16 protein-coding genes are annotated in these 17845 nt (G+C 72.1%); 11 read left to right on the top strand and 5 right to left on the bottom strand.

The window, feature by feature from the left end; translation table 11 throughout:
- Positions 1-12 precede the first annotated feature (12 nt).
- Complete coding sequence (locus tag MTES_RS05015) at positions 13-690, bottom strand: phosphatase PAP2 family protein (RefSeq protein ID WP_013584121.1); 678 nt, start codon at positions 688-690, stop codon at positions 13-15.
- A 6-nt stretch (positions 691-696) separates the two neighbouring features.
- On the opposite strand from MTES_RS05015, the gene MTES_RS19965 reads away from it, so the two are divergent.
- On the top strand, positions 697-819 hold the full coding sequence (locus MTES_RS19965; protein WP_269453421.1) for a hypothetical protein: 123 nt from the start codon (positions 697-699) through the stop codon (positions 817-819).
- 59 nt (positions 820-878) lie between these two features.
- Entirely contained in the window at positions 879-1061 is a 183-nt protein-coding gene (locus MTES_RS05020; protein WP_013584122.1) for an antitoxin VbhA family protein, read from the top strand.
- Between the two features lie 130 nt (positions 1062-1191).
- On the opposite strand, the gene MTES_RS05025 is transcribed toward MTES_RS05020, so the two are convergent.
- From MTES_RS05025 to MTES_RS05040, 4 genes are all read right to left on the bottom strand, one after another.
- Positions 1192-1416 (bottom strand): hypothetical protein, encoded by a 225-nt coding sequence (locus tag MTES_RS05025; protein ID WP_013584123.1) that lies wholly within the window; start codon positions 1414-1416, stop codon positions 1192-1194.
- A gap of 111 nt (positions 1417-1527) precedes the next feature.
- A complete protein-coding gene (locus MTES_RS05030) occupies positions 1528-2247 on the bottom strand; it encodes a hypothetical protein (protein WP_013584124.1) in 720 nt (239 codons plus the stop codon).
- Positions 2248-2291: 44 nt separating this feature from the next.
- Positions 2292-5063, bottom strand: a complete 2772-nt coding sequence (locus MTES_RS05035) for an alpha-L-rhamnosidase (protein WP_013584125.1) — start codon at positions 5061-5063, stop codon at positions 2292-2294.
- Between the two features lie 50 nt (positions 5064-5113).
- The gene (locus MTES_RS05040) at positions 5114-8065 is read right to left on the bottom strand and encodes a sugar-binding protein (protein ID WP_043361039.1); all 2952 of its coding nucleotides are present in this window, start codon (positions 8063-8065) and stop codon (positions 5114-5116) included.
- Positions 8066-8266: 201 nt separating this feature from the next.
- Here MTES_RS05040 and MTES_RS05045 point away from each other — a divergent pair, with 201 nt between their 5' ends.
- The 9 genes from MTES_RS05045 to MTES_RS05085 are packed head-to-tail and all read left to right on the top strand — an operon-like array spanning position 8267 to position 17768.
- Positions 8267-9628, top strand: coding sequence for an extracellular solute-binding protein (locus MTES_RS05045; protein ID WP_013584128.1), 1362 nt, complete (start codon positions 8267-8269; stop codon positions 9626-9628).
- Positions 9629-9686: 58 nt separating this feature from the next.
- On the top strand, positions 9687-10631 hold the full coding sequence (locus MTES_RS05050; protein ID WP_013584129.1) for a carbohydrate ABC transporter permease: 945 nt from the start codon (positions 9687-9689) through the stop codon (positions 10629-10631).
- The gene (locus MTES_RS05055; protein WP_013584130.1) at positions 10628-11557 is read left to right on the top strand and encodes a carbohydrate ABC transporter permease; all 930 of its coding nucleotides are present in this window, start codon (positions 10628-10630) and stop codon (positions 11555-11557) included. Before MTES_RS05050 ends, MTES_RS05055 begins: the two co-directional genes overlap by 4 nt.
- A complete protein-coding gene (locus MTES_RS05060; RefSeq protein ID WP_013584131.1) occupies positions 11554-12435 on the top strand; it encodes an NAD-dependent epimerase/dehydratase family protein in 882 nt (293 codons plus the stop codon). The genes MTES_RS05055 and MTES_RS05060 overlap by 4 nt, the downstream gene beginning before the upstream one ends.
- A complete protein-coding gene (locus MTES_RS05065; protein WP_043361041.1) occupies positions 12432-13697 on the top strand; it encodes an enolase C-terminal domain-like protein in 1266 nt (421 codons plus the stop codon). Before MTES_RS05060 ends, MTES_RS05065 begins: the two co-directional genes overlap by 4 nt.
- A gap of 32 nt (positions 13698-13729) precedes the next feature.
- Positions 13730-15010 (top strand): DUF4038 domain-containing protein, encoded by a 1281-nt coding sequence (locus MTES_RS05070; protein WP_043361043.1) that lies wholly within the window; start codon positions 13730-13732, stop codon positions 15008-15010.
- The gene (locus tag MTES_RS05075; protein ID WP_013584134.1) at positions 15010-15921 is read left to right on the top strand and encodes a sugar kinase; all 912 of its coding nucleotides are present in this window, start codon (positions 15010-15012) and stop codon (positions 15919-15921) included. The genes MTES_RS05070 and MTES_RS05075 overlap by 1 nt, the downstream gene beginning before the upstream one ends.
- The gene (locus MTES_RS05080) at positions 15918-16745 is read left to right on the top strand and encodes a galactose mutarotase (RefSeq protein ID WP_013584135.1); all 828 of its coding nucleotides are present in this window, start codon (positions 15918-15920) and stop codon (positions 16743-16745) included. Before MTES_RS05075 ends, MTES_RS05080 begins: the two co-directional genes overlap by 4 nt.
- A gap of 12 nt (positions 16746-16757) precedes the next feature.
- Positions 16758-17768: a LacI family DNA-binding transcriptional regulator gene (locus MTES_RS05085; protein ID WP_013584136.1), complete on the top strand. Its 1011-nt coding sequence runs from the start codon at positions 16758-16760 to the stop codon at positions 17766-17768.
- The last annotated feature ends 77 nt before the right edge of the window (positions 17769-17845 follow it).

The raw sequence follows: 17845 nt of genomic DNA on the forward strand, positions 1-17845 counted from the left end.
GAACCGTAGCCGTCAGGCGCTTTCCGCCGCGAGGCGTTGCGCTCGACGCTCGCGGACCACTTGGATGAGCGCCCACACGAACGTCGACACCGCGATGCCCTCGAGCGCCCCGGCGACGACGTCCGACAGCCAATGCGCGTGCAGATAGGTGCGGCTCCACATCATCACCAGCACCCAGACGACCCCGGCGATCCACACCCATCGACGACGCAGGATCAGCCCCAGGGCGATCGCGATGGTCGTCGCCACCGCCGTGTGTCCCGAGGGGAAGGAAGTCGCCATCGTCTCGGCCAGCGAGTCCTCGGGCCGCTGCCGAGCGATGATCGCGGCCATCGGGGCACCGATCGCCACGACGAGGGCGATGGATGCCGCCACCGTCAGCGCGTCCCACGGGCGCCGCCGCACCGCGAAGACGATCGTCGTCGCCACCCCGATCACGATCATGCCGATCGTGCCGCCCACGATCGCGGGGATCCACGCGAGGATCACGCCCACCGGGGTCGCGATCGCCGCCATCGCGGCATCCCACCACACGTCGATGTCGAGGGCCGTGTGCCCGTTCAGCGCGACGGCGAGACGCAGGGCGACGAACGCGACCGTGGCCGCGACGCCGACGACGAGGGCGATGGCGCGGCGCGCGTCCGCGGCGACGAGCGGGGGCGCTGCGGCATCGATCGGGGTGGCATCCATCCCGGAATGCTGGCAGGACCGGATGCCGCCGAGCCAGGGATTGCATCCGAGCTCGCCGACTACCCCTCGATGTCCGTACTCGGTTTCGAGTTGGTGGAGACCCTGCTCGGCGAGGAACGACAGGACTGATCGACGGCGCCCGAAAACCCATCGCTGACAGAATGGAACCGAGGAAAAGGAGACCGCTCATGGCTGCACTCGATTCGCAGGAGGCCCGTCGTGAGCTCGTGATCGACACCATGGCGAGCTGGGCCCTCGAAGACATGGAGCCCACCCCGGAGATGGTGAAGGACATCGCCCTCTACGTCGAGGGGAAGATCTCGACCGCGGAGATCATCGCGAAGGTCAAGCGCGGGGGCTACCGTGACTGAGGATTTCGTCGACCCGTACGTCTACCAGGTGACGAAACCGCGCCGACACCTCATCGAGGCTCGACGGGCTCCCACCGGGCGCGGGGTCGTGGCCTCCTGAGGTAATCCGTGGCGGAACACCTCCGGCGACTCAGTCCCGGTCTGAACGCGATGCGAGGCGCGTGAGCCTCGTTTGTCCAGGAACGCTGGTGTAGTCAACCAAGTACACGTGTTCGCCGGGCTGGAGTCGGTCGATGAGGTCAGCCAACGGAACGCCCGAAACGAACTCGTCTTCGCTGACCAAGCGTGGGTCGTTCTCGGCGACCAGGAACACCGGCATCCCCTCGATGCCGACGATCGCGTGAGTGTTCGTCATGGAAGCAGTCTGCTGTGCTGGAGCCGCAAACAGCTACCCGCAGACGTGCCGCGGGAACCGGTCGGTTCCGGACCACGCACGCCCCATCGTTCCTGACGCTGACGACCGCGATCAGCCGGCGGCGGGCGAGACCGCTGCGGGTGGGGCCGATGGGATGACGAGCGGACGGCGGGAGATCGGGGACAGCGCGAGCAGGAGCACCCCGAGGAGAAGCAGGACCGCTCCGACGACGATCACGATGACCCCGATGCCGGTCGCCATCGCTTCGGGCGCCACCGCCATGACGACGATCCCCGCGACGACCATCAGGACACCGAGACCGACGAAGGCCCCCTCGACCCAGAGCAGGGTGCGGAACGACCGCGCCCCGTGGAAGGTCGGGCGGATGCCGAATCGGGTCCACGTGTACTCGGACCACCGGGTCCCCGTCCACCAGCGACCGACGGTCGGCGAGACCGGGAACCAGCCGGCGCCCGGCCCCTCCTGCTCCCCGGGGAGCGGTCGGAGGATGTCCAGGACGACGGGCGCGGTCGTGGGCGCGGGGATCCGCAGCACGCGTCGCACGTGCAGGGCGCCGAAGAGCCAGAAGAAGCCCAGCCCCAGGAAGAGCGAACCCGTCACGAGGTAGAAGGGGTTGAACGCGACGAGGAAGAGGTGAATCGCCCCGGCGACGAAGAACAGCGCGCTCGAGACGAAGAGTGCGGTCGGGCGGTCCGCCGTGATCCAGTCCACCCCCGGGCGACCATCCTTGACGCGCATCCCGGTCCAGCGGGCTCCGTCCCACCAGCGCAGTCCCTCCCCCTGTGCGTACCAGGCAGCCGGTATCGCCATCGGGACCCCCCTTCCCGTCGCGCGATGAGCACGACAGCCCGACCCTAACCGAGCGGTCTCGACGAGAGCGCGCTCAGCGCACCCTTGACATCGGCGACCACCGTCGGCGGCGCCGAGACGGCCGCGAGCTCCTCGCGCAGCCGGCGTTTCGGCACCCACCGGATGTACGCGTCGAACTCGGCCTGCATCTCGGTCGAGTGCGCACCGATCGCGCGCGAGACCGCGGCGCACGCGCCCGGGGTGTCGGCGATCACCGCGAGGTCACTGTCGATGTCCAGCGCGCGACGCGGCGGCGCGAGCGGCGCGTCGACCATCCAGCGGTGAACCCCGGATGCCACCTCGAAGGGCGCGCGATCCCCCAGGTCGACGCGCGCGCTCGCGCCGTGCGGGACCGTGGCCGTCACCGCGATCGTCTCGCCCGAGCGCTGCCACCGCACGCGCGCACGCCCGAACGGGGTGTCGTGCACCGCCCCCGCCCAGGTCAGCGCCTCCACGAACCACGGCCGGACCCGCAGGCTCGTCCCCTCGATCGACAGCCCCGCCACCCGGCGGTGCAGCACGTCCCCCACGGAGCCGAGCGCGTAGTGGTTCAGGGAGGTCATACCCGAGGGGTGCAGGGTGCCGTCCGGCCGGATGGCATCCCATCTCTCCCACATCGTGGTGGCGCCCATCGAGAGCGGGTAGAGCCACGAGGGGCACATCGTCTGCAGGAGGAGGTTCTCCGCCGCCGCCTCGTGCCCGTGGTCGAGAAGGGCGTCGAGGACGACCGGCGTGCCGAGGAAGCCCGTCGCCATGCGGTAGCCGCCGGATCGCAGGAGGAAGGCGAGGCGATCGGCCGCCGCCTGGCGCTGCGCATCGGGCACGAGACCGAAAGCGAGGGCGAGGGCGTACGCGCTCGGGGCGTCGGAGGCCAGGCGTCCCGCGGGCGTCAGGTACGCGGCACGGAAGGCCTCCCCGATCTCCCGCGCCAGCTGCGCGTACCGCTCGGCGTCGGCGGGTTCGCTCGCGCGCGCGACGAGGTCGGCGGAGCGGAAGAAGTACGCCGTCGCCACCAGCCCCGGATCGGCTTTCGCCTTGTCGGGACGCGTGGCCGTCGGATCGAGCCAGTCGCCGTACTGGAACCCCGTCTCCCAGAGGCGCCCCGGGCCCGCGGCATCCGCGACCGCGTCGACCCACGCCCGCATCGCGGGCAGCATCTCGACCGCGAGCGCGCGGTCGCCGTAGCGCCGGGCCAGGACGTCGGGGATGACGGTGACCGCATCGCCCCACCCGGCGGCCGCGACGTCGCCGAGGACACCGAGGGGGTCGGGGACGACGGTGGGCACCCGTCCATCGCGGTCCGCCTGCTCGGCGCGCAGGTCGCGCAACCACGAAGAGAAGAACGCGTCCGTGGCGAACAGGGTCGCGGCGGTCGGGGCGAACACCTGCGCGTCGCCCGTCCACCCCAGGCGCTCATCGCGCTGCGGGCAGTCCGTCGGCAGCGCCAGGGCATTGCCCTCGAAGCTGCGGACGATGTTCGCGTGCAGCCGGTTCAGCCTCTCGTCGGAGCACGAGAACCACCCCGTGCGCCGCAGATCGGTGCGGAGCACCTCGACCTCCACCCGCGCCGGGTCGACCCGTCCGCCGGTGATCTCGACGTAGCGGAAGCCGTGGAACGTGAAGGCGGCCTCGCACGGACGCTCCCCCGCACCGTCGAGGACGAAGACGTCGGTGGCCCCGGCGGCGCGCAGCGGACGCACGCACAGCGCGCCGTCCTCGAGAAGCTCCGCGTGCCGCACGGTCACGACGGTCCCGGCCGCGCCGTCGACGACGAGACGCACGCGCCCGACGACGTTCTCGCCGACGTCGAGCAAGACGGCATCGGGACGGGATGCCGGCAGCTCGCGCATCCGCCGGATCGTGCGCACGCGCCGCACCGGCTCGACGTCGAGTACCGTCGGCGCGCTCTGCGGCGGCGTCCGCCCCGGCGTCTCCCAGGACGCGGCGTCGAATCCCGGCATCCGCCATCCGCGCTGCTCACGGCGGAAGTCGACGTGCTCGCCCGCGTAGAGCCCGCTCGCCACGATCTCGGTGCGGCGGTTCAGCCGCCACTGTTCGTCGGGACCGACCTCCTCCACCCGCCCGTCGCGGTGGGTCAGGCGCAGCACGGCGCCGGCCGCGGCCTGGTCGCCGTAGAAGCGGGCGGCCGTGGCCCCGAACCCGTACCGCTCGGTGAACCATCCACCGGCGACCCGCAGCGACAGCACCTGCGTGGAGCCCGGGCGGACGAGCGGGGTGACATCGACCGACACGAGCGGGAGGCGATGCTGATACGAGGTCCACCCGGGCGCGAGCACCGCATCATCCACGGGGATGCCGTCGAGAGCGGCGTCGAAGACGCCGTGCGCCGTCACCCACAGACGGGCCGACACCACGGTCGCGCCGACCTCGATCTCGCGCCGCAGCGCGAACGGCGCGGCCTCCTCCCCGGGGTCGGCGATGCCGAGGAGAGGAGCGGTCCACGCGCCGGGGAAGAACACCGTCTCGACGACGATCGCCGGGCTCCACGGCATCCATTCGCCCTCAGGACCGGCCACGCGGACGGACAGGTCGCGGCGCTCTCCCGCGGAGAGGTCGGCGAACGGCCATGGGACCAGCACGCCGCCCGGCGACACCTCCACGGGGTCGGCGTCGTCGAGACGCATCTCGGCGCGGGTCGCCGTCCAGCCCGCCGGGGCGTCGACGAGCCACGAGACCGGGGGCCGGGGTTCGCTCGCGACGCTGAGGTCGCGGCGGCGTCCGATGCGGAGACCTGAGACGCGGGAGGAGTCCCTCATGCGGTCCTTTCGAGACCCGGTGCCGCCGCGGGCGCGGCACCGGGTCGGGTTCAGCGTCGGGCCGGGCGGCGACGCAGGAGGAGGGCCCCTGCACCGAGCACGAGGGCGGCGAGAGCGGGGAACAGGATGCCGGCGACCGACGGCGTGCCCGTGTGCGCGAGCGCGGTCGGGGCGTTGTCCGCGGTGGGTGCGCCGCCGGCATCGGGATCGGTCGTCGGTGAGACGGGGGTGCTTCCGCCGTCGTCCGGCGTGGTTCCTCCGTCGCCCGACCCAGGATCCGGCGCGGCCAGCAGCCGGACCGCGTGGAACTGCGCCGAGTCCTTCTCGGCGGCGATTCCGCCGCCCCAGGCGAGGTAACCGTCCCGGCCCGCACCGTCGGCCTCGTTCACGATGATCGCGCTCGACAGCAGGGCCGCGTCCCGGTCGACGCCCGCGAGGGCGCTCCACGGCACGGACACCTCGTACACGGTGTGGTGGGTGTCCTCATCGCGGGAGACGGCGACCTGCGCGCCCGGCACGGTCCCGGCGCCCTGCCCGACGGACAGCCAGCGGTACAGCTGCGGCCCCTCGGAGGTGAGGGCCATGCCGAACTCGTGCCAGACGCTCGCCGCCCCCGGTGCTCCCCCGGCCACGGTGAACTGCACGGAGTCGCCCTGCCAGATGTTCGCGCCCGTCGCGGGCTGGTCGTGCACGTCGTCGCTGACGTCGGCCGACAGGAAGAGTGCGTCGTCGTCCCAGGTGAGCCAGGCGCGCGCCGACTGGTCGTCGGCCGTCGGCGGCGTGGTCGTCCCCTGCGGCTCGAACGTCACGGGAGCGAGATCGCCGAGGTCGTCGAGCGTGCCGTCCACGGCGATGCTCCGATGCGCGGCACCGACGGCGTCGGCGACGGTGAGGGGTGCCACCGCTCCCTCGGCCCGGACCGTCGACCCGTCGACCACCGCCTCCGCCGAGAACGTCTGCCGCTCGGTGAGGTCGGGGAGGGGAACGTCGATGGTCACGGCATCCGAGGCGGGAAGGGCGGGCGGGGCGTCCGCCTCGCCCGCGACGCCGGCGAGGGTGTACGACAACCGCGCCAGCGGCAGGTCGCGCGTCGAGGCGTTGGAGAGGCGTAGGCGCAGGACGTCGCCGCCGTCGGCCGAGATCGCCTGGATGCCCGAGAGCGTGACCGGCTCCGCGATGTCCGCGGATGCCCGCAGGACACCGGCTGCGCGATCACCCTCGTAGACGTGCGCCACGGTCTCGTACGTGCCGGTCTCGCGGGGCGCCGGGGCTGTGACGGCGGTCGTGGCCGTCTCGGACCCGGCGGTCGCCTGGGTGAAGGCGCGCCCGTCCGGCAGCGTCAGCCGCCACTCGGCCGGAGCTCCGTCGGTACGACCCGCGATGCTCCACTGGCCGGTGACGTCCCCGCCCACGACTCCCGCATCGAGCCGCAGCGCGGTCTCGGTCGCGGCAGCTCCGGTCACGGGTCCGCGCACGTAGAGCGGGTCGCCGTCGACGGTCACGAAGACGTCGCCGCCCGAGCCGTCGAGGGTGTCGGTGCGGCCGTACGCGTCGGTCACCGCGACGGCCGCGTCCGCGCTCAGGCGCACCGTCCGCGGCGAGTCCGACCACAGCACGCGCAGGGGGCCGTCCGGGGTGTCGAAGAGGAACTGCCGTACCCCGTCGACGGAGTCGTCGCGGCCGGCGGGGGTCGCCCCGGCGAGCTGCGCCGCGGCGATCGAGTAGGCGGCGAACGCCGGCTTCGGCGTGTACGCCCCGCGCGCGTCGTCGGCGGCGCGGAGGAGACCGAAGTTCTGCTCGGTCTCGGCGGGGTCGGTGCCGTCGGAGACGAGGTCGTAGACGTAGTACCGGGCGGCATCGTGCGCCGCGGAGATCACCGCGGACCGCGCGATGTTCGACGCCTGCTCGCGCTCCGACACCGCACGCGCGTTGGTGCCGGTGGGCCAGCCGTGCTCCGTGATCCACAGGGGCTTGCTCACGCCGCCGTTGTACTCGCGCACGAGGGCATCGACCCGGGTGAGGGTCTCATCCAGCGCATCGGCCGAGACGGGGTAGCTGTACGGGTGCAGCACGACGCCGTCGACATACTTCAGCGCCCCGAGGCGGAAAGTCTGCTCGAGCCAGTCGGTGTTGAGGTTCGCCACGGCGGGACCGATGACCGGCAGGTCGGGAGCGACGGCCTTCACGGCGGGGGATGCCGCAGCCAGCAGGTTCACGTAATCCTCGGGCGAGGTGTGGGTGTTGCCACCCAGTCCCAGGTCCCACTCGTTCCACAGCTCGATGGCGGTCGCCTGATCGCCGAACTCCGTCGCCATGGCGGCCGCGTACGCGGCGTACGCCGAGACGGCCTCGTCGCTGACCGGACCGTCGCCCCCGTCGTACAGGGGATTGCCGTAGCCCGCGAGGAGCAACGGACGCACGCCCGCGTCGCGCGCCGCGTCGAGGAACTCCTCCCGGGGACGGGCCCAGTCGTACACGCCCTTCTGCGTCTCGACCTCGCTCCAGTAGACCTCGTCGCGCAGTTGCGCGAACCCGCCCGTCGCGAGCGTGGGGAGCGAATCGGTGCTCCAGGACTGCCCGTAGTGCGTCGCGGCGCCGAAGCGTCCGGTCGCCGAGTCCGCGGCATCCCGATCCGGGAGGACGGCGAAGCTCGTCTCGGCGCTCGCCGCGCCCCCGTCGACCGAGACGACGAGGCGGTACCAGCCGAGCGCGGTGGTGGGGAGGTCCAGGATGCCGTCGGCCGGCTCGTTCCCCTCGGCCACGACCGTGCCGGACGGGTCGGAGACCTGCCACGACAGCTGGGCCGCGTCGGTGCGGTAGTCGACCCGGGGCGTGTCGCCCTCGGCGAAGAGGTTCCCCGTGACCACCGGGCTGAGGGAGACGGCGGCAGTGGCCGCGGCGGCCGGAGACACCGGGGCGACGAGGGCGGTCGCCAACAGGACGACTGGGACGGCGGCCGCGGCGCACACGCGCCGGGACCGGGATCTGAGGGGGATGGGCACGAATGTCTCCTCATTGAGCGGATTCGGGATAGGCAAGCGCTTGCCCCGAGTAGTTTGAGAGACGGGGGACGTTTCTGTCAACACCCGAATCGCAGAAATCAAGGGGACGCAAATCTGTCTTTGACGCTCAGCCCGAGAGGTGCTAGACATCTCAGGGCAAGCGATTTCCCTCTTGCTTCCGCTCTTCGCCAAGGAGTTTCAATGACGAAACGTGTCCGTTCCGTCGTCGCCGTGATCGCACTCGGCGGCCTGTCGGCCGCAGCCCTCGCGGGCTGCAGTTCCCCCTCCGCGGGAACGTCCGACGGCAAGGTCTCGATTCAGATCGGCGACCGGCCCAGCGCCGACCGCCCCGAGGACCGCGCCTACTTCGACAAGCGTGTCGAGGCTTTCGAACAGGCCAACCCCGACATCACGCTCGAGCCGGTCGAGACCGGCTACGACGCTTCGACCTTCCAGGCGCTCGCCGCCGGGGGCAGCCTGCCCACGGTCATGAGCGTGCCGCTCACCGAACCCGCGGGGCTCATCAAGCGCGGACAGGCCGCCGACCTCACCGACGCGCTGAAGAACGAGGGCCTCCTCGACAGCCTCAACCCCACGGTGCTCAAGCTCGCCGAGAACAGCGAGGGACGCGCGTACGCGATCCCCACCAACGCGTACTCGTTCGGTCTCGTCTACAACCGCGAGCTGTTCACGAAGGCCGGCCTCGACCCCGACTCCCCGCCCACCACCTGGGACCAGGTGCGGGCCGCCGCCAAGAAGATCCACGACGCGACGGGCGCCGCGGGCTTCTCCGTCCTCACCACCGCGAACACCGGCGGGTGGCAGTTCTCGGGCATGACCTACTCGTTCGGCGGCACCGTCGAGAACGAGGACGGCTCGAAGGCCACGTTCGACGACAAGCCCTCCACCCAGGCGCTGCAGCTGCTCAGCGACATGCGGTGGAAGGACGGCACGATGCCCGAGAACACGCTCTACGACATCCCGACCCAGGGTCAGGACTTCGCCGCCGGCAAGATCGGCATGATCATCGGCGCGAGCGACTCGTACTACAACATCGTGCAGAACCTGAAGCTGCCCGCCGAGAGCTTCGGCATCGGCGGGATGCCGCAGCTCAAGGGCGCCGAGGGCACCCTCGGCGGCGGCACGGTGCAGATCGTCGACCCCAAGGCGAGCGCCGAGCAGCAGGCCGCGGCCGTCAAGTGGGTGAAGTTCTTCTACCTGCAGCGCTTCCTCGACGAGAACACCGCCGTCGAGGACGCCAAGGCGTCGAACGAGGCCGGTTCGGTCACGGGCCTCCCGGGGCTGCCCGTCGTCAACAGCGACCAGTACTCCGCGTACTTCGACTGGATCAAGCAGTACATCAACGTGCCGAGCGCGAACTTCACGCCGTACCTCGGCGCCTCGGCATCCATCCCCGTCGTCGCCGAGCCGGTCAACAACGCGCAAGAGGTGTACGGCGCCCTCGACACGGTCGTCCAGTCGGTCCTGACCGATCAGAACGCCGACATCCCCTCCCTGCTCAGCACCGCCCAGACCGACGTGCAGTCGCGCCTGAGCCGCTGATCACCCCACCCGGGGCGGGTCGCCGCGCGGCCCGCCCCTCCCTCCCCCGGAGACGTCCATGACCGATCTCGACGAGCGTCCGCGCACCGCCGCGCGAACCGCCGCCACCCCCGCGCGCCCCGCCCGCCGGCGACGTCCCTGGCGCCCCGGCCTCACCGCGCTGCTCATCGCCGCCCCGGCGATCCTCGTCTACGCCTACTTCTCGTGGGGTCCCATCCTCAGCTCGCTCGTGATGAGCGTCCAGCGGGTGGTGCTCACGGGGCAGAGCGACTTCGTCGGGTGGGACAACTTCGCCTACGTGCTGAGCGACCCCGGGCTCCCGCAGGCCACCGCGAACACGGTCCTGTACACGGTGCTCGCGATCGTCTTCGGCTTCCCGGTGCCGCTCGCCCTCGCGGTGTTCATCTCCGAGATGCGCTCGCGCGCCTGGTACTTCAGCGCCCTCGCCTACCTGCCCGTGATGGTGCCCCCGGTCGTGGCGATCCTCCTTTGGAAGTTCTTCTACGCCCCCGACGCCGACGGACTGTTCAACACCGTGCTCGGGTGGGTCGGCATCGGCCCCCTGCCCTGGCTCAACTCCCCGGCGAGCGCCATGCCCTCGATCGTCCTCGAGACCACGTGGGCGGGAGCCGGCACCGCGGTGATCATCTACATCGCCGCGCTCACCAGCATCCCGGGCGAGCTGTACGAGGCCGCCGAGCTCGACGGCGCCGGGATTTGGCGTCGCGTCTGGCACGTCGCCCTGCCGCAGATGCGCGGGATCATCGGCACGATGCTGCTGCTGCAGATCATCGGCACGATGCAGGTCTTCACCGAGCCGTTCCTCTTCACCGGCGGCGGCCCGCAGGGTGCGACCAAGACCCTGCTCATGACCATCTACGACTACGCCTTCACGCGCGTCGACTACGGCGCGGCCACCGCCCTCAGCGTGCTGCTCGCCCTCGTCCTCGGCCTGTTCTCCCTCGCCTACTTCCGCCTCACGCGCAGCTGGAGCCGTTCATGAGCCTGCTCTCCCTCGGCCGTCGTCGTCCCGCCGCCGCGCCCGAGCCCCTCACCCGCACCAACATCTCGGATGCCGACCGCTCCCGGCCCTCGGTACGGATCAGCCTGACCGTCGGTCACGTCCTCGTGCTCGCCGCGCTGATCATCGCCGGTCTCGGTCCGATCGTCTGGCTCGCCCTCGCGGCGGTCTCGCCGACGCAGGACCTCATCCGCGGCCCGTTCTCGTTCTTCTCCAGCGGCGTCGTGCAGTGGGAGAACCTCGGCATCGCGTGGGAACGCGGCCGCATCGGGCACTACCTCACCAACACCGCGATCCTCGCGGCGGGCTCGGTGGTGACCACGCTTCTCGTGTCGACGACCGCGGCCTTCGTCATCACGGTGCTGCGCCCGCGGTGGGGGAAGCTGCTCTCCGGCGCGATCCTGGCGACCCTCTTCATCCCCGGCATCGTCTCGCTCGTCCCGCTGTACCTCACGGTGCGCGAACTGCCGGTCCTCGGCTTCTCCCTCATCGACACGTGGTGGGCCGTATGGCTCCCCGCGGGCGCCACGGCGTTCAACGTGCTGATCATCTCGCGCTTCCTCGAGGCGATCCCCGCCGACCTGTACGAAGCCGCCCGTATCGACGGCGCCGGCCCGCTCCGCATCCTGTGGAGCATCGTTCTGCCGCTCGCGCGTCCGATCCTCGGCGTCGTCGGTCTGCTGACCGTGGTGGCGTCGTGGAAGGACTACCTCTGGCCCCTGCTCGTGCTGCCCACGCCCGACAATCAGCCGGTCTCGGTGGCGCTGCCGCGCCTGGCCGATCAGACCGAGCTCAGCGTGCAGATGGCCGCGCTGTTCCTCTCGCTCATCATCCCGGTGGCGCTGTTCCTCATCTTCCAGCGCCAGTTCCTGCGGGGCGCGAGCATGGCGGGCGGGGTGAAGGGATGAGCCGCATCCTCGTCACGGGCGCCGACGGCGAGATCGGTCGCGCGGTCAGCGAGAGCCTCGTCGCCGCCGGACACGCCGTCACCGCCCTGTCGCTGTCGTTCTCGTCGGCGCACCCGGCCGATCGCCTCATCGAGGGCGACGCCACCGCACCCGACGTCGTCGACTCCGCGATGGACGACGTCGACGCCGTCGCCCACTTCGCCGCGATCCCGCACCCCAGCCTCGGCACCCCGATCGACGTCTTCCGCGTCAACACCGCGGCGACCTTCACGGTGCTCACCCGCGCCGGTGAGCGGGGCGTGCGCCGCGCCGTGATCGCGAGCAGCATCAACGCGATCGGGTACCCGAACAACCCCCACGGGGCGTTGCCCCCGGCGTTCCCGCTGGACGCGCACACCCCGCCCGACATCGCCGACGCCTACTCGCTCTCCAAGCTCGTCGACGAGCGCACCGCTGCGTACGCGCACCGCCGCTACGGTCTCGACGTCGTCGCGCTGCGCTTCCCCCTGGTGAAGTGGCCGGACGTGCTCCGCGACGCGGCCCACGACGTCGAGGACGACCCGGCGCGGCTCGCCCGCGAGGGGTGGGCGTACCTCACGATGCGCGACGCCACCCGTGCGGTGCAGCGCGCCCTCGACGCCGATCTCGTCGGCGCACCCGTCATCCCCCTCAGCGCCGCCGACACGCTGCTGCCCATCGACTCGGCAGAGCTGGTGGCGCGCTACGCGCCCGGCACCGTGCTCTCGCGCCCGGTCCTCGGTCGCGATGCCCTCGTCGACACGAGCGCGGCCCGCGACCTGCTCGGCTTCGTACCGAGCGAGTCCATCCACGACGGCACCGCCACCGAACGGGCGTCCCTGATCAGGAGCGAACGATGACCCTCGCCGAGACCGACACCGCCTTCCCGCAGCCCTGGCTGCCGCGCGAGGAGGTCCGCATCACCGACATCCGCGCGATCGTGACCGCCCCCGAGGGCATTCCGCTCGTGGTGGTGCGCGTCGACACCGACCAGCCGGGCCTGTACGGCTACGGCTGCGCGACGTTCACGCAGCGGTGGAAAGCCGTCGTGGCGTTCCTCGAGCACGTGCGTCCGCTCGTGATCGGCCGCTACCCCGGCGACATCGACGACCTCACGCGGCTCGTGCGCTTCACCGGGTACTGGCGCGAGGGGCCGGTCGGCAACAACGCGCTCTCGGGCCTCGACATGGCCCTCTGGGACATCGCCGGCAAGAGGGCCGGGATGCCGGTGTACGAGATGTTCGGCGGACGTGTCCGCGCCGCCGCCGACACGTATCTGCACGCCGAGGGCGCCGACGCCGAGGCGACCACCGAGCACGCGCGCGAACTGATCGCCGCCGGCCAGCGTCACGTCCGCATCCAGGTCGGGCAGCAGGGCACCGGGCACTACGGCGCTCCGCCCCTTCCGGGGGACTTCGCCTGGGCGAAGCACGCCGCGGGGTGGCGCGTCGAGGACTATCTGGTGGCCACGCCCCGGCTGTTCGCGCACGTCCGCGAGGAGCTCGGCGACGGCGTCGAGCTGCTGCACGACGTGCACTCGCGCCTCAGCCCGAGCCAGGCCGTCACCCTGACCCGCAGCCTCGAGCCCTACCGGCCGTTCTTCGTCGAGGACGTGCTCGCCCCCGAGCACTGGCACCGCCTCGGCGAGGTGCGTCAGGCGTCTCCCGTGCCGATCGCCGTCGGCGAGCTCGCCACCTCGTTCACGGACGCTGCCCGGCTCGTCCGCGAGCACCAGGTCGACTACCTCCGCGCGCACCTCTCCGACGTCGGCGGCGTGAGCGCGGCCCGGCGCCTCGCGGTCCTCGCCGACATCGAGGGCGTCCGCACGGCGTGGCACTCCCCCGGCGATGCCTCCCCCTTCGCGGTGGCGGCCGCGGTCGCGCTCGACGTCACCTCCCCGGCCTTCGGCATCCAGGAGGGGCACGTCTACAACGAGCAGACGCACGAGGTCTTCCCCGGGATGATCGACATCGTCGACGGCTGGCTGACCCCCAACGACGCCCCCGGATGGGGCATCGAGGCCGACGAGAAGGCCGCCGCCCGCTTCCCCGCCGGGCTCTCCGGCCACGACGCCTGGGCCGCGAAAGTGCGCGCACCCGACGGAGCGCTGATCGCCCCGTGACCACCCCCGTCCCTCTCGAGGAGAGAACCCGCATGTCCTGGACCCTCGCGCCGTCGCGGCGCTGGCTGCTGCGCGACGGCGAGCCGACGTTCCTGCTCGCCGACACCGTGTGGGCGGCGTTCGGCGGCGCGAGCCCCGACGAGTGGCTCGACCACCTCGAACGCCGCCGCCGACAGGGCTTCAACGCCCTGCTCTTCAGCATCCTGCCCATCGAACACGACCGCTCCAGTGGCACGCGCTCGCCCTACGCGATCCGCGACGGTCGTATCGACTTCGCCGCGGGCGACGACGCCTACTGGGACGACGCCGAGCGCGTGCTGACCACCGCCCGCGCCCACGGTTTCACCCCGATGCTCGTGCTGCTGTGGAACAACTTCGTGCCCGGGACCTGGGGCGCCGGTCTCACCCCGGATCACGTGATGGATGCCGAGCAGACGACGTCGTACGTGGCCGAAGCCGTCGCCCGCTTCGCGCGATTCGATCCCATCTGGATCGTCTCGGGCGACGACGACCTCAACGAAGACACGGCTCTGGCGCGTTACAGCGCCGTCGCCGCGCAGGTCCGCGAGCTCGCGCCCGAACAGCTCATCACCTGGCACGACACCCCGACCGCGCGCATGCCCGGCGCGATCGCCGACGGCGAGCTGGTCGATTTCCACGGGCTGCAGTCCGGGCACAACGAGGCCTGGGACACCCTCCCCGCCGAGCTCACGCGGTACTACCGGGCGATGGACGTCGCGCGACCGATCATCAACCTCGAGCCCTGCTACGAGGGGCTCGGCCGCTTCGCCGGCCGGGAGCGGCACTCCGCGGCCGACGTGCGCCGCGCGAGCTGGACCGGTGTCGTCGCGGGAGCCGCGGCCGGCCTCGGCTACGGCGCCCACGGCGTGTGGTCGTGGCATCGCCGTGGCGAGGACTTCGCCGCGGGCGATGTGCACGGCCACCCCTTCCCCTTCTCGGTCGCCGCGGCCTTCCCCGGTGCCGACGACGTGTCGTTCCTGCGCCGCGTGATCGAGGACGAGCGGCTGTGGGGCCTCGACGGGGATGCCGACCTGCTCCACGCCGAGCCCTCGGGCGCGATCGCGGGTCGGACGCCGGAGAACGTGGTCGCCGTCTACGCGCCGTCCGCGTTCGCGCTGACGCTCCGCGGTCGGGCCACGCCCGACCTCGACGTCCGCGTGTACGACCTCGCGGAGCGCCGGCCGGATGCCGCGCGATGGACCGCTGTCGCCGGAGGCGTGCGGCTCGAGCAGTCCGAGTTCCCCGGCGACGCCCTGTTCGTCGTGCGGGGCCTCGCGCCGGACGCGGACTGATGGGTCACGTCTTCACCTTCGGGGAGGCCCTCGCGACGTTCTTCGTCGCCGGCGGTCGCCCCTCCGCGGTCGCGGTGGCGGGCGCCGAGCTGAACACCGCCGTCGGGGTGGCGCGCCTCGGCCACCGGGCGACGTGGATGTCACGACTCGGCGACGACGCCTTCTCCGCCGTGGTGCGCGAGACCCTGTCGACCGAGGGTGTCGACTCTCGCGCGGTGAGGACGATACCCGGCGGCAAGACAGGGCTCATCGTGAAGGAGCGCGTGAGCGACGAGGCCGTGCGCAGCGAGCACTACCGCGCAGGTTCCGCCGCGGCGGGGCTCACCGCCGCCGACCTCGACGGCATCCCGCTCGACGACGTCGACTGGCTGCACGCCTCCTGCATCACGCCGTCGCTCGGCGAAGGACCCCGCGAACTGTTCGAGCGAGCGATCCACGACGCCGCCGCCCGCGGCATCCCGGTGTCACTCGACACCAATCACCGGCCCCAGCTGATCGACGACGCGGGGTTGCGCGACGCGGTCGACGACGTGATCGACGACGTCGACACCCTGCTGTGCAATGAAGACGAAGCACGCGTGCTCACGGGCCTCGACGAGCCCGAGCGTGCGATCGCGGAACTGCTCGCGCGCGGCCCGCGCACGGTCGTCGTGAAGCTCGGCCGTCGCGGCGCCCTGGCGGCCGACGCCGGCGGCGTGCGCCGCACCGACGCCCTCAAGATCCCGCCGCCCCACCACCCCGTCGGCGCGGGCGACGCGTTCGCCGCCGGGTGGATCACGTCGATCCTCGAGGGTCTGCCGGTCGACGCCGCCCTCCGGCGCGGGGCGTGGTGCGCCGCGCGGGTCGTCGCGGACCCGGGCGACCACACGGGCTTCCCGACGCGCGCTCGACTCGACGAGGTCGCGGCGTGAGCGGGGGACGCGTCGTCATCGCGAGCGGCATCCTACGAGCCGAGATCGACCCCGAGGGTGCGCGCATCGCCTCGCTCACGCACCTGCCGACGGGGCGCGAGCTCCTCGCCACCACCCCGTGGGCCGACGAGCCGCGCGACGCGTTCGCGCTGCCCGACTCCAGCGGCGAGTGGCACCGGCGCTACCCGGGCGGCTGGCACGTCCTGCTCCCCCGCGCGGGAGACCCGCCCGCCGACGTCGAGCCGCGGCAGCCCTTCCACGGCGAGGCGGCGTGGCGCACCTGGACGCTCGCGGCCGGCGAGTCGTCGTGTGACGCGCGCGTGACCCTGCGCACGGTCCCTCTCGAGATCGAGCGGACCGCCGCGCTGGTCGACGACGAACTGCGCCTCGACACCGCCGTGCGCAACGTGTCCGGGGCGCCCGTGCGTGTCGGTTGGGCGGAGCACCCGGCGTTCGCCGGCGAACTGTTCGACGGCTCGAGCACGGTGCGCTCCGGCGAGCGCGACATCCCGGTACCCGCGGCTCCCTCCGCCGGCTTCGACGACGTCTCCGGCGCCGCGGGTTCGCTCCGGATCAGCGGGAAGCTGCGCCTGGATCTCACCTGGGACCCGCTCCTGTTCCCGCGCCTCTTCGTCTGGCGCGAGCGGCGCGGATCGACGGGGTTCCCCTGGTGGGGAGCAGTGGATGCCGTCGGCCTCGAGCCCTCGTCCGACCCCTACGCCCATCCGCACGACGCCCTCGGCTCGATCGAGGTCGCATCCGGCGAGACGGTGCGCTCGCGCGTGGTCCTCCGCGTCCGTGGCATCGACGCCCCGACCCCCTAAACTCGATCCGCAATGGCGAAAGACGCGATCTCTCTCCGCGACGTGGCGGCGCTGGCTGGAGTTTCCGTCCCCACGGCGTCGAAAGTGCTGCGCGGGCAGGGGAAGGTCTCGGATGCCACGCGCGAACGCATCCTGTCCGTCGCCAAACGCCTCGACTATCAGCCGAACGCCCTGGGCCAGTTCCTCGCCCAGGGGCGCAGCGCCACCGTCGGTGTGCTCACCGTCAACGCCCCCGGCGCCTTCACGATGCCGGTGCTGACCGGCGCGACCACGGCCCTCGGTGCGCGCGACCTGTCGGTGCTCGTGTCGGACGCGCACCTCGACCGCGCGCTCTTCGCCGCCACCGCGCGAAAGCTCCGCGCCCGCAACATCGACGGTCTCCTCGTCATCGGTGACGGGTCGAGCTCCGACATCCACTCCGTCAGCGCCGGGTTCACCGTGCCGGTGGTCTACGCGTACGGTCATTCCGACGATGCCGAGGACGCATCATTCCTGCACGACGGCTACGGCGCGGGCCGCCTCGCCGGCGAGCACCTCGTCTCGATCGGGTGCCGGCGCATCGCCCACGTCACCGCCTCGGAGGAGGACCGCTCCGCGCGCGACCGCTTCACCGGCCTCGCCGACGCCCTCTCCGACGCCGGGCTCTCCCTCGATCCCGGCCTCGTGCTCCGCGGCGATTGGTCGCAGTCCTGGGGCCGCGAGGCCGCCCAGCGTCTCGTCGCCTCCGGCACGCCCTTCGACGCGGTGTGCTGCGGCAACGACACCATGGCCACCGCCGTGGCCGGCGTCCTCGCGGAAGCCGGCATCCGGGTGCCCACCGACGTCGCCATCACCGGTATGGACAACATCGCCGGCCTGACCGGCCAGGACGACAACAGTCTCACCACGATCGACCTGCGCCTGAGCGCCCTCGGCGACCGCGCGGCCAACTACCTCGCCGACGTCATCGCCGGCACGGATTACGCACCCGGCCGGCACGTCGAGCCCGCGCTGCTGGTCACCGGCCTGTCGACCGCGCGCTGACGGGGCCGCCCCGCCCCCGCCGCCCCGCCGCGCTCCCCTCGTCGCCGAAACCGCATCCGATTGCCGAGGCCGCACGC

This window comes from Microbacterium testaceum StLB037, assembly GCF_000202635.1.
Lineage (GTDB): Bacteria > Actinomycetota > Actinomycetes > Actinomycetales > Microbacteriaceae > Microbacterium > Microbacterium testaceum_F.

What these genes read in the sequence shown, in the direction of transcription:
- MTES_RS05060 (WP_013584131.1), top strand. Translation starts at nt 11,554, where the DNA reads ATGAGCCGCATCCTCGTCACGGGCGCCGACGGCGAGATCGGTCGCGCG.
- MTES_RS05015 (WP_013584121.1), bottom strand. Translation starts at nt 690, where the DNA reads ATGGATGCCACCCCGATCGATGCCGCAGCGCCCCCGCTCGTCGCCGCG.
- MTES_RS05070 (WP_043361043.1), top strand. Translation starts at nt 13,730, where the DNA reads ATGTCCTGGACCCTCGCGCCGTCGCGGCGCTGGCTGCTGCGCGACGGC.
- MTES_RS05065 (WP_043361041.1), top strand. Translation starts at nt 12,432, where the DNA reads ATGACCCTCGCCGAGACCGACACCGCCTTCCCGCAGCCCTGGCTGCCG.
- MTES_RS05085 (WP_013584136.1), top strand. Translation starts at nt 16,758, where the DNA reads ATGGCGAAAGACGCGATCTCTCTCCGCGACGTGGCGGCGCTGGCTGGA.
- MTES_RS05050 (WP_013584129.1), top strand. Translation starts at nt 9,687, where the DNA reads ATGACCGATCTCGACGAGCGTCCGCGCACCGCCGCGCGAACCGCCGCC.
- MTES_RS05075 (WP_013584134.1), top strand. Translation starts at nt 15,010, where the DNA reads ATGGGTCACGTCTTCACCTTCGGGGAGGCCCTCGCGACGTTCTTCGTC.
- MTES_RS19965 (WP_269453421.1), top strand. Translation starts at nt 697, where the DNA reads ATGCTGGCAGGACCGGATGCCGCCGAGCCAGGGATTGCATCCGAGCTC.
- MTES_RS05035 (WP_013584125.1), bottom strand. Translation starts at nt 5,063, where the DNA reads ATGAGGGACTCCTCCCGCGTCTCAGGTCTCCGCATCGGACGCCGCCGC.
- MTES_RS05055 (WP_013584130.1), top strand. Translation starts at nt 10,628, where the DNA reads ATGAGCCTGCTCTCCCTCGGCCGTCGTCGTCCCGCCGCCGCGCCCGAG.
- MTES_RS05030 (WP_013584124.1), bottom strand. Translation starts at nt 2,247, where the DNA reads ATGGCGATACCGGCTGCCTGGTACGCACAGGGGGAGGGACTGCGCTGG.
- MTES_RS05025 (WP_013584123.1), bottom strand. Translation starts at nt 1,416, where the DNA reads ATGACGAACACTCACGCGATCGTCGGCATCGAGGGGATGCCGGTGTTC.
- MTES_RS05045 (WP_013584128.1), top strand. Translation starts at nt 8,267, where the DNA reads ATGACGAAACGTGTCCGTTCCGTCGTCGCCGTGATCGCACTCGGCGGC.
- MTES_RS05020 (WP_013584122.1), top strand. Translation starts at nt 879, where the DNA reads ATGGCTGCACTCGATTCGCAGGAGGCCCGTCGTGAGCTCGTGATCGAC.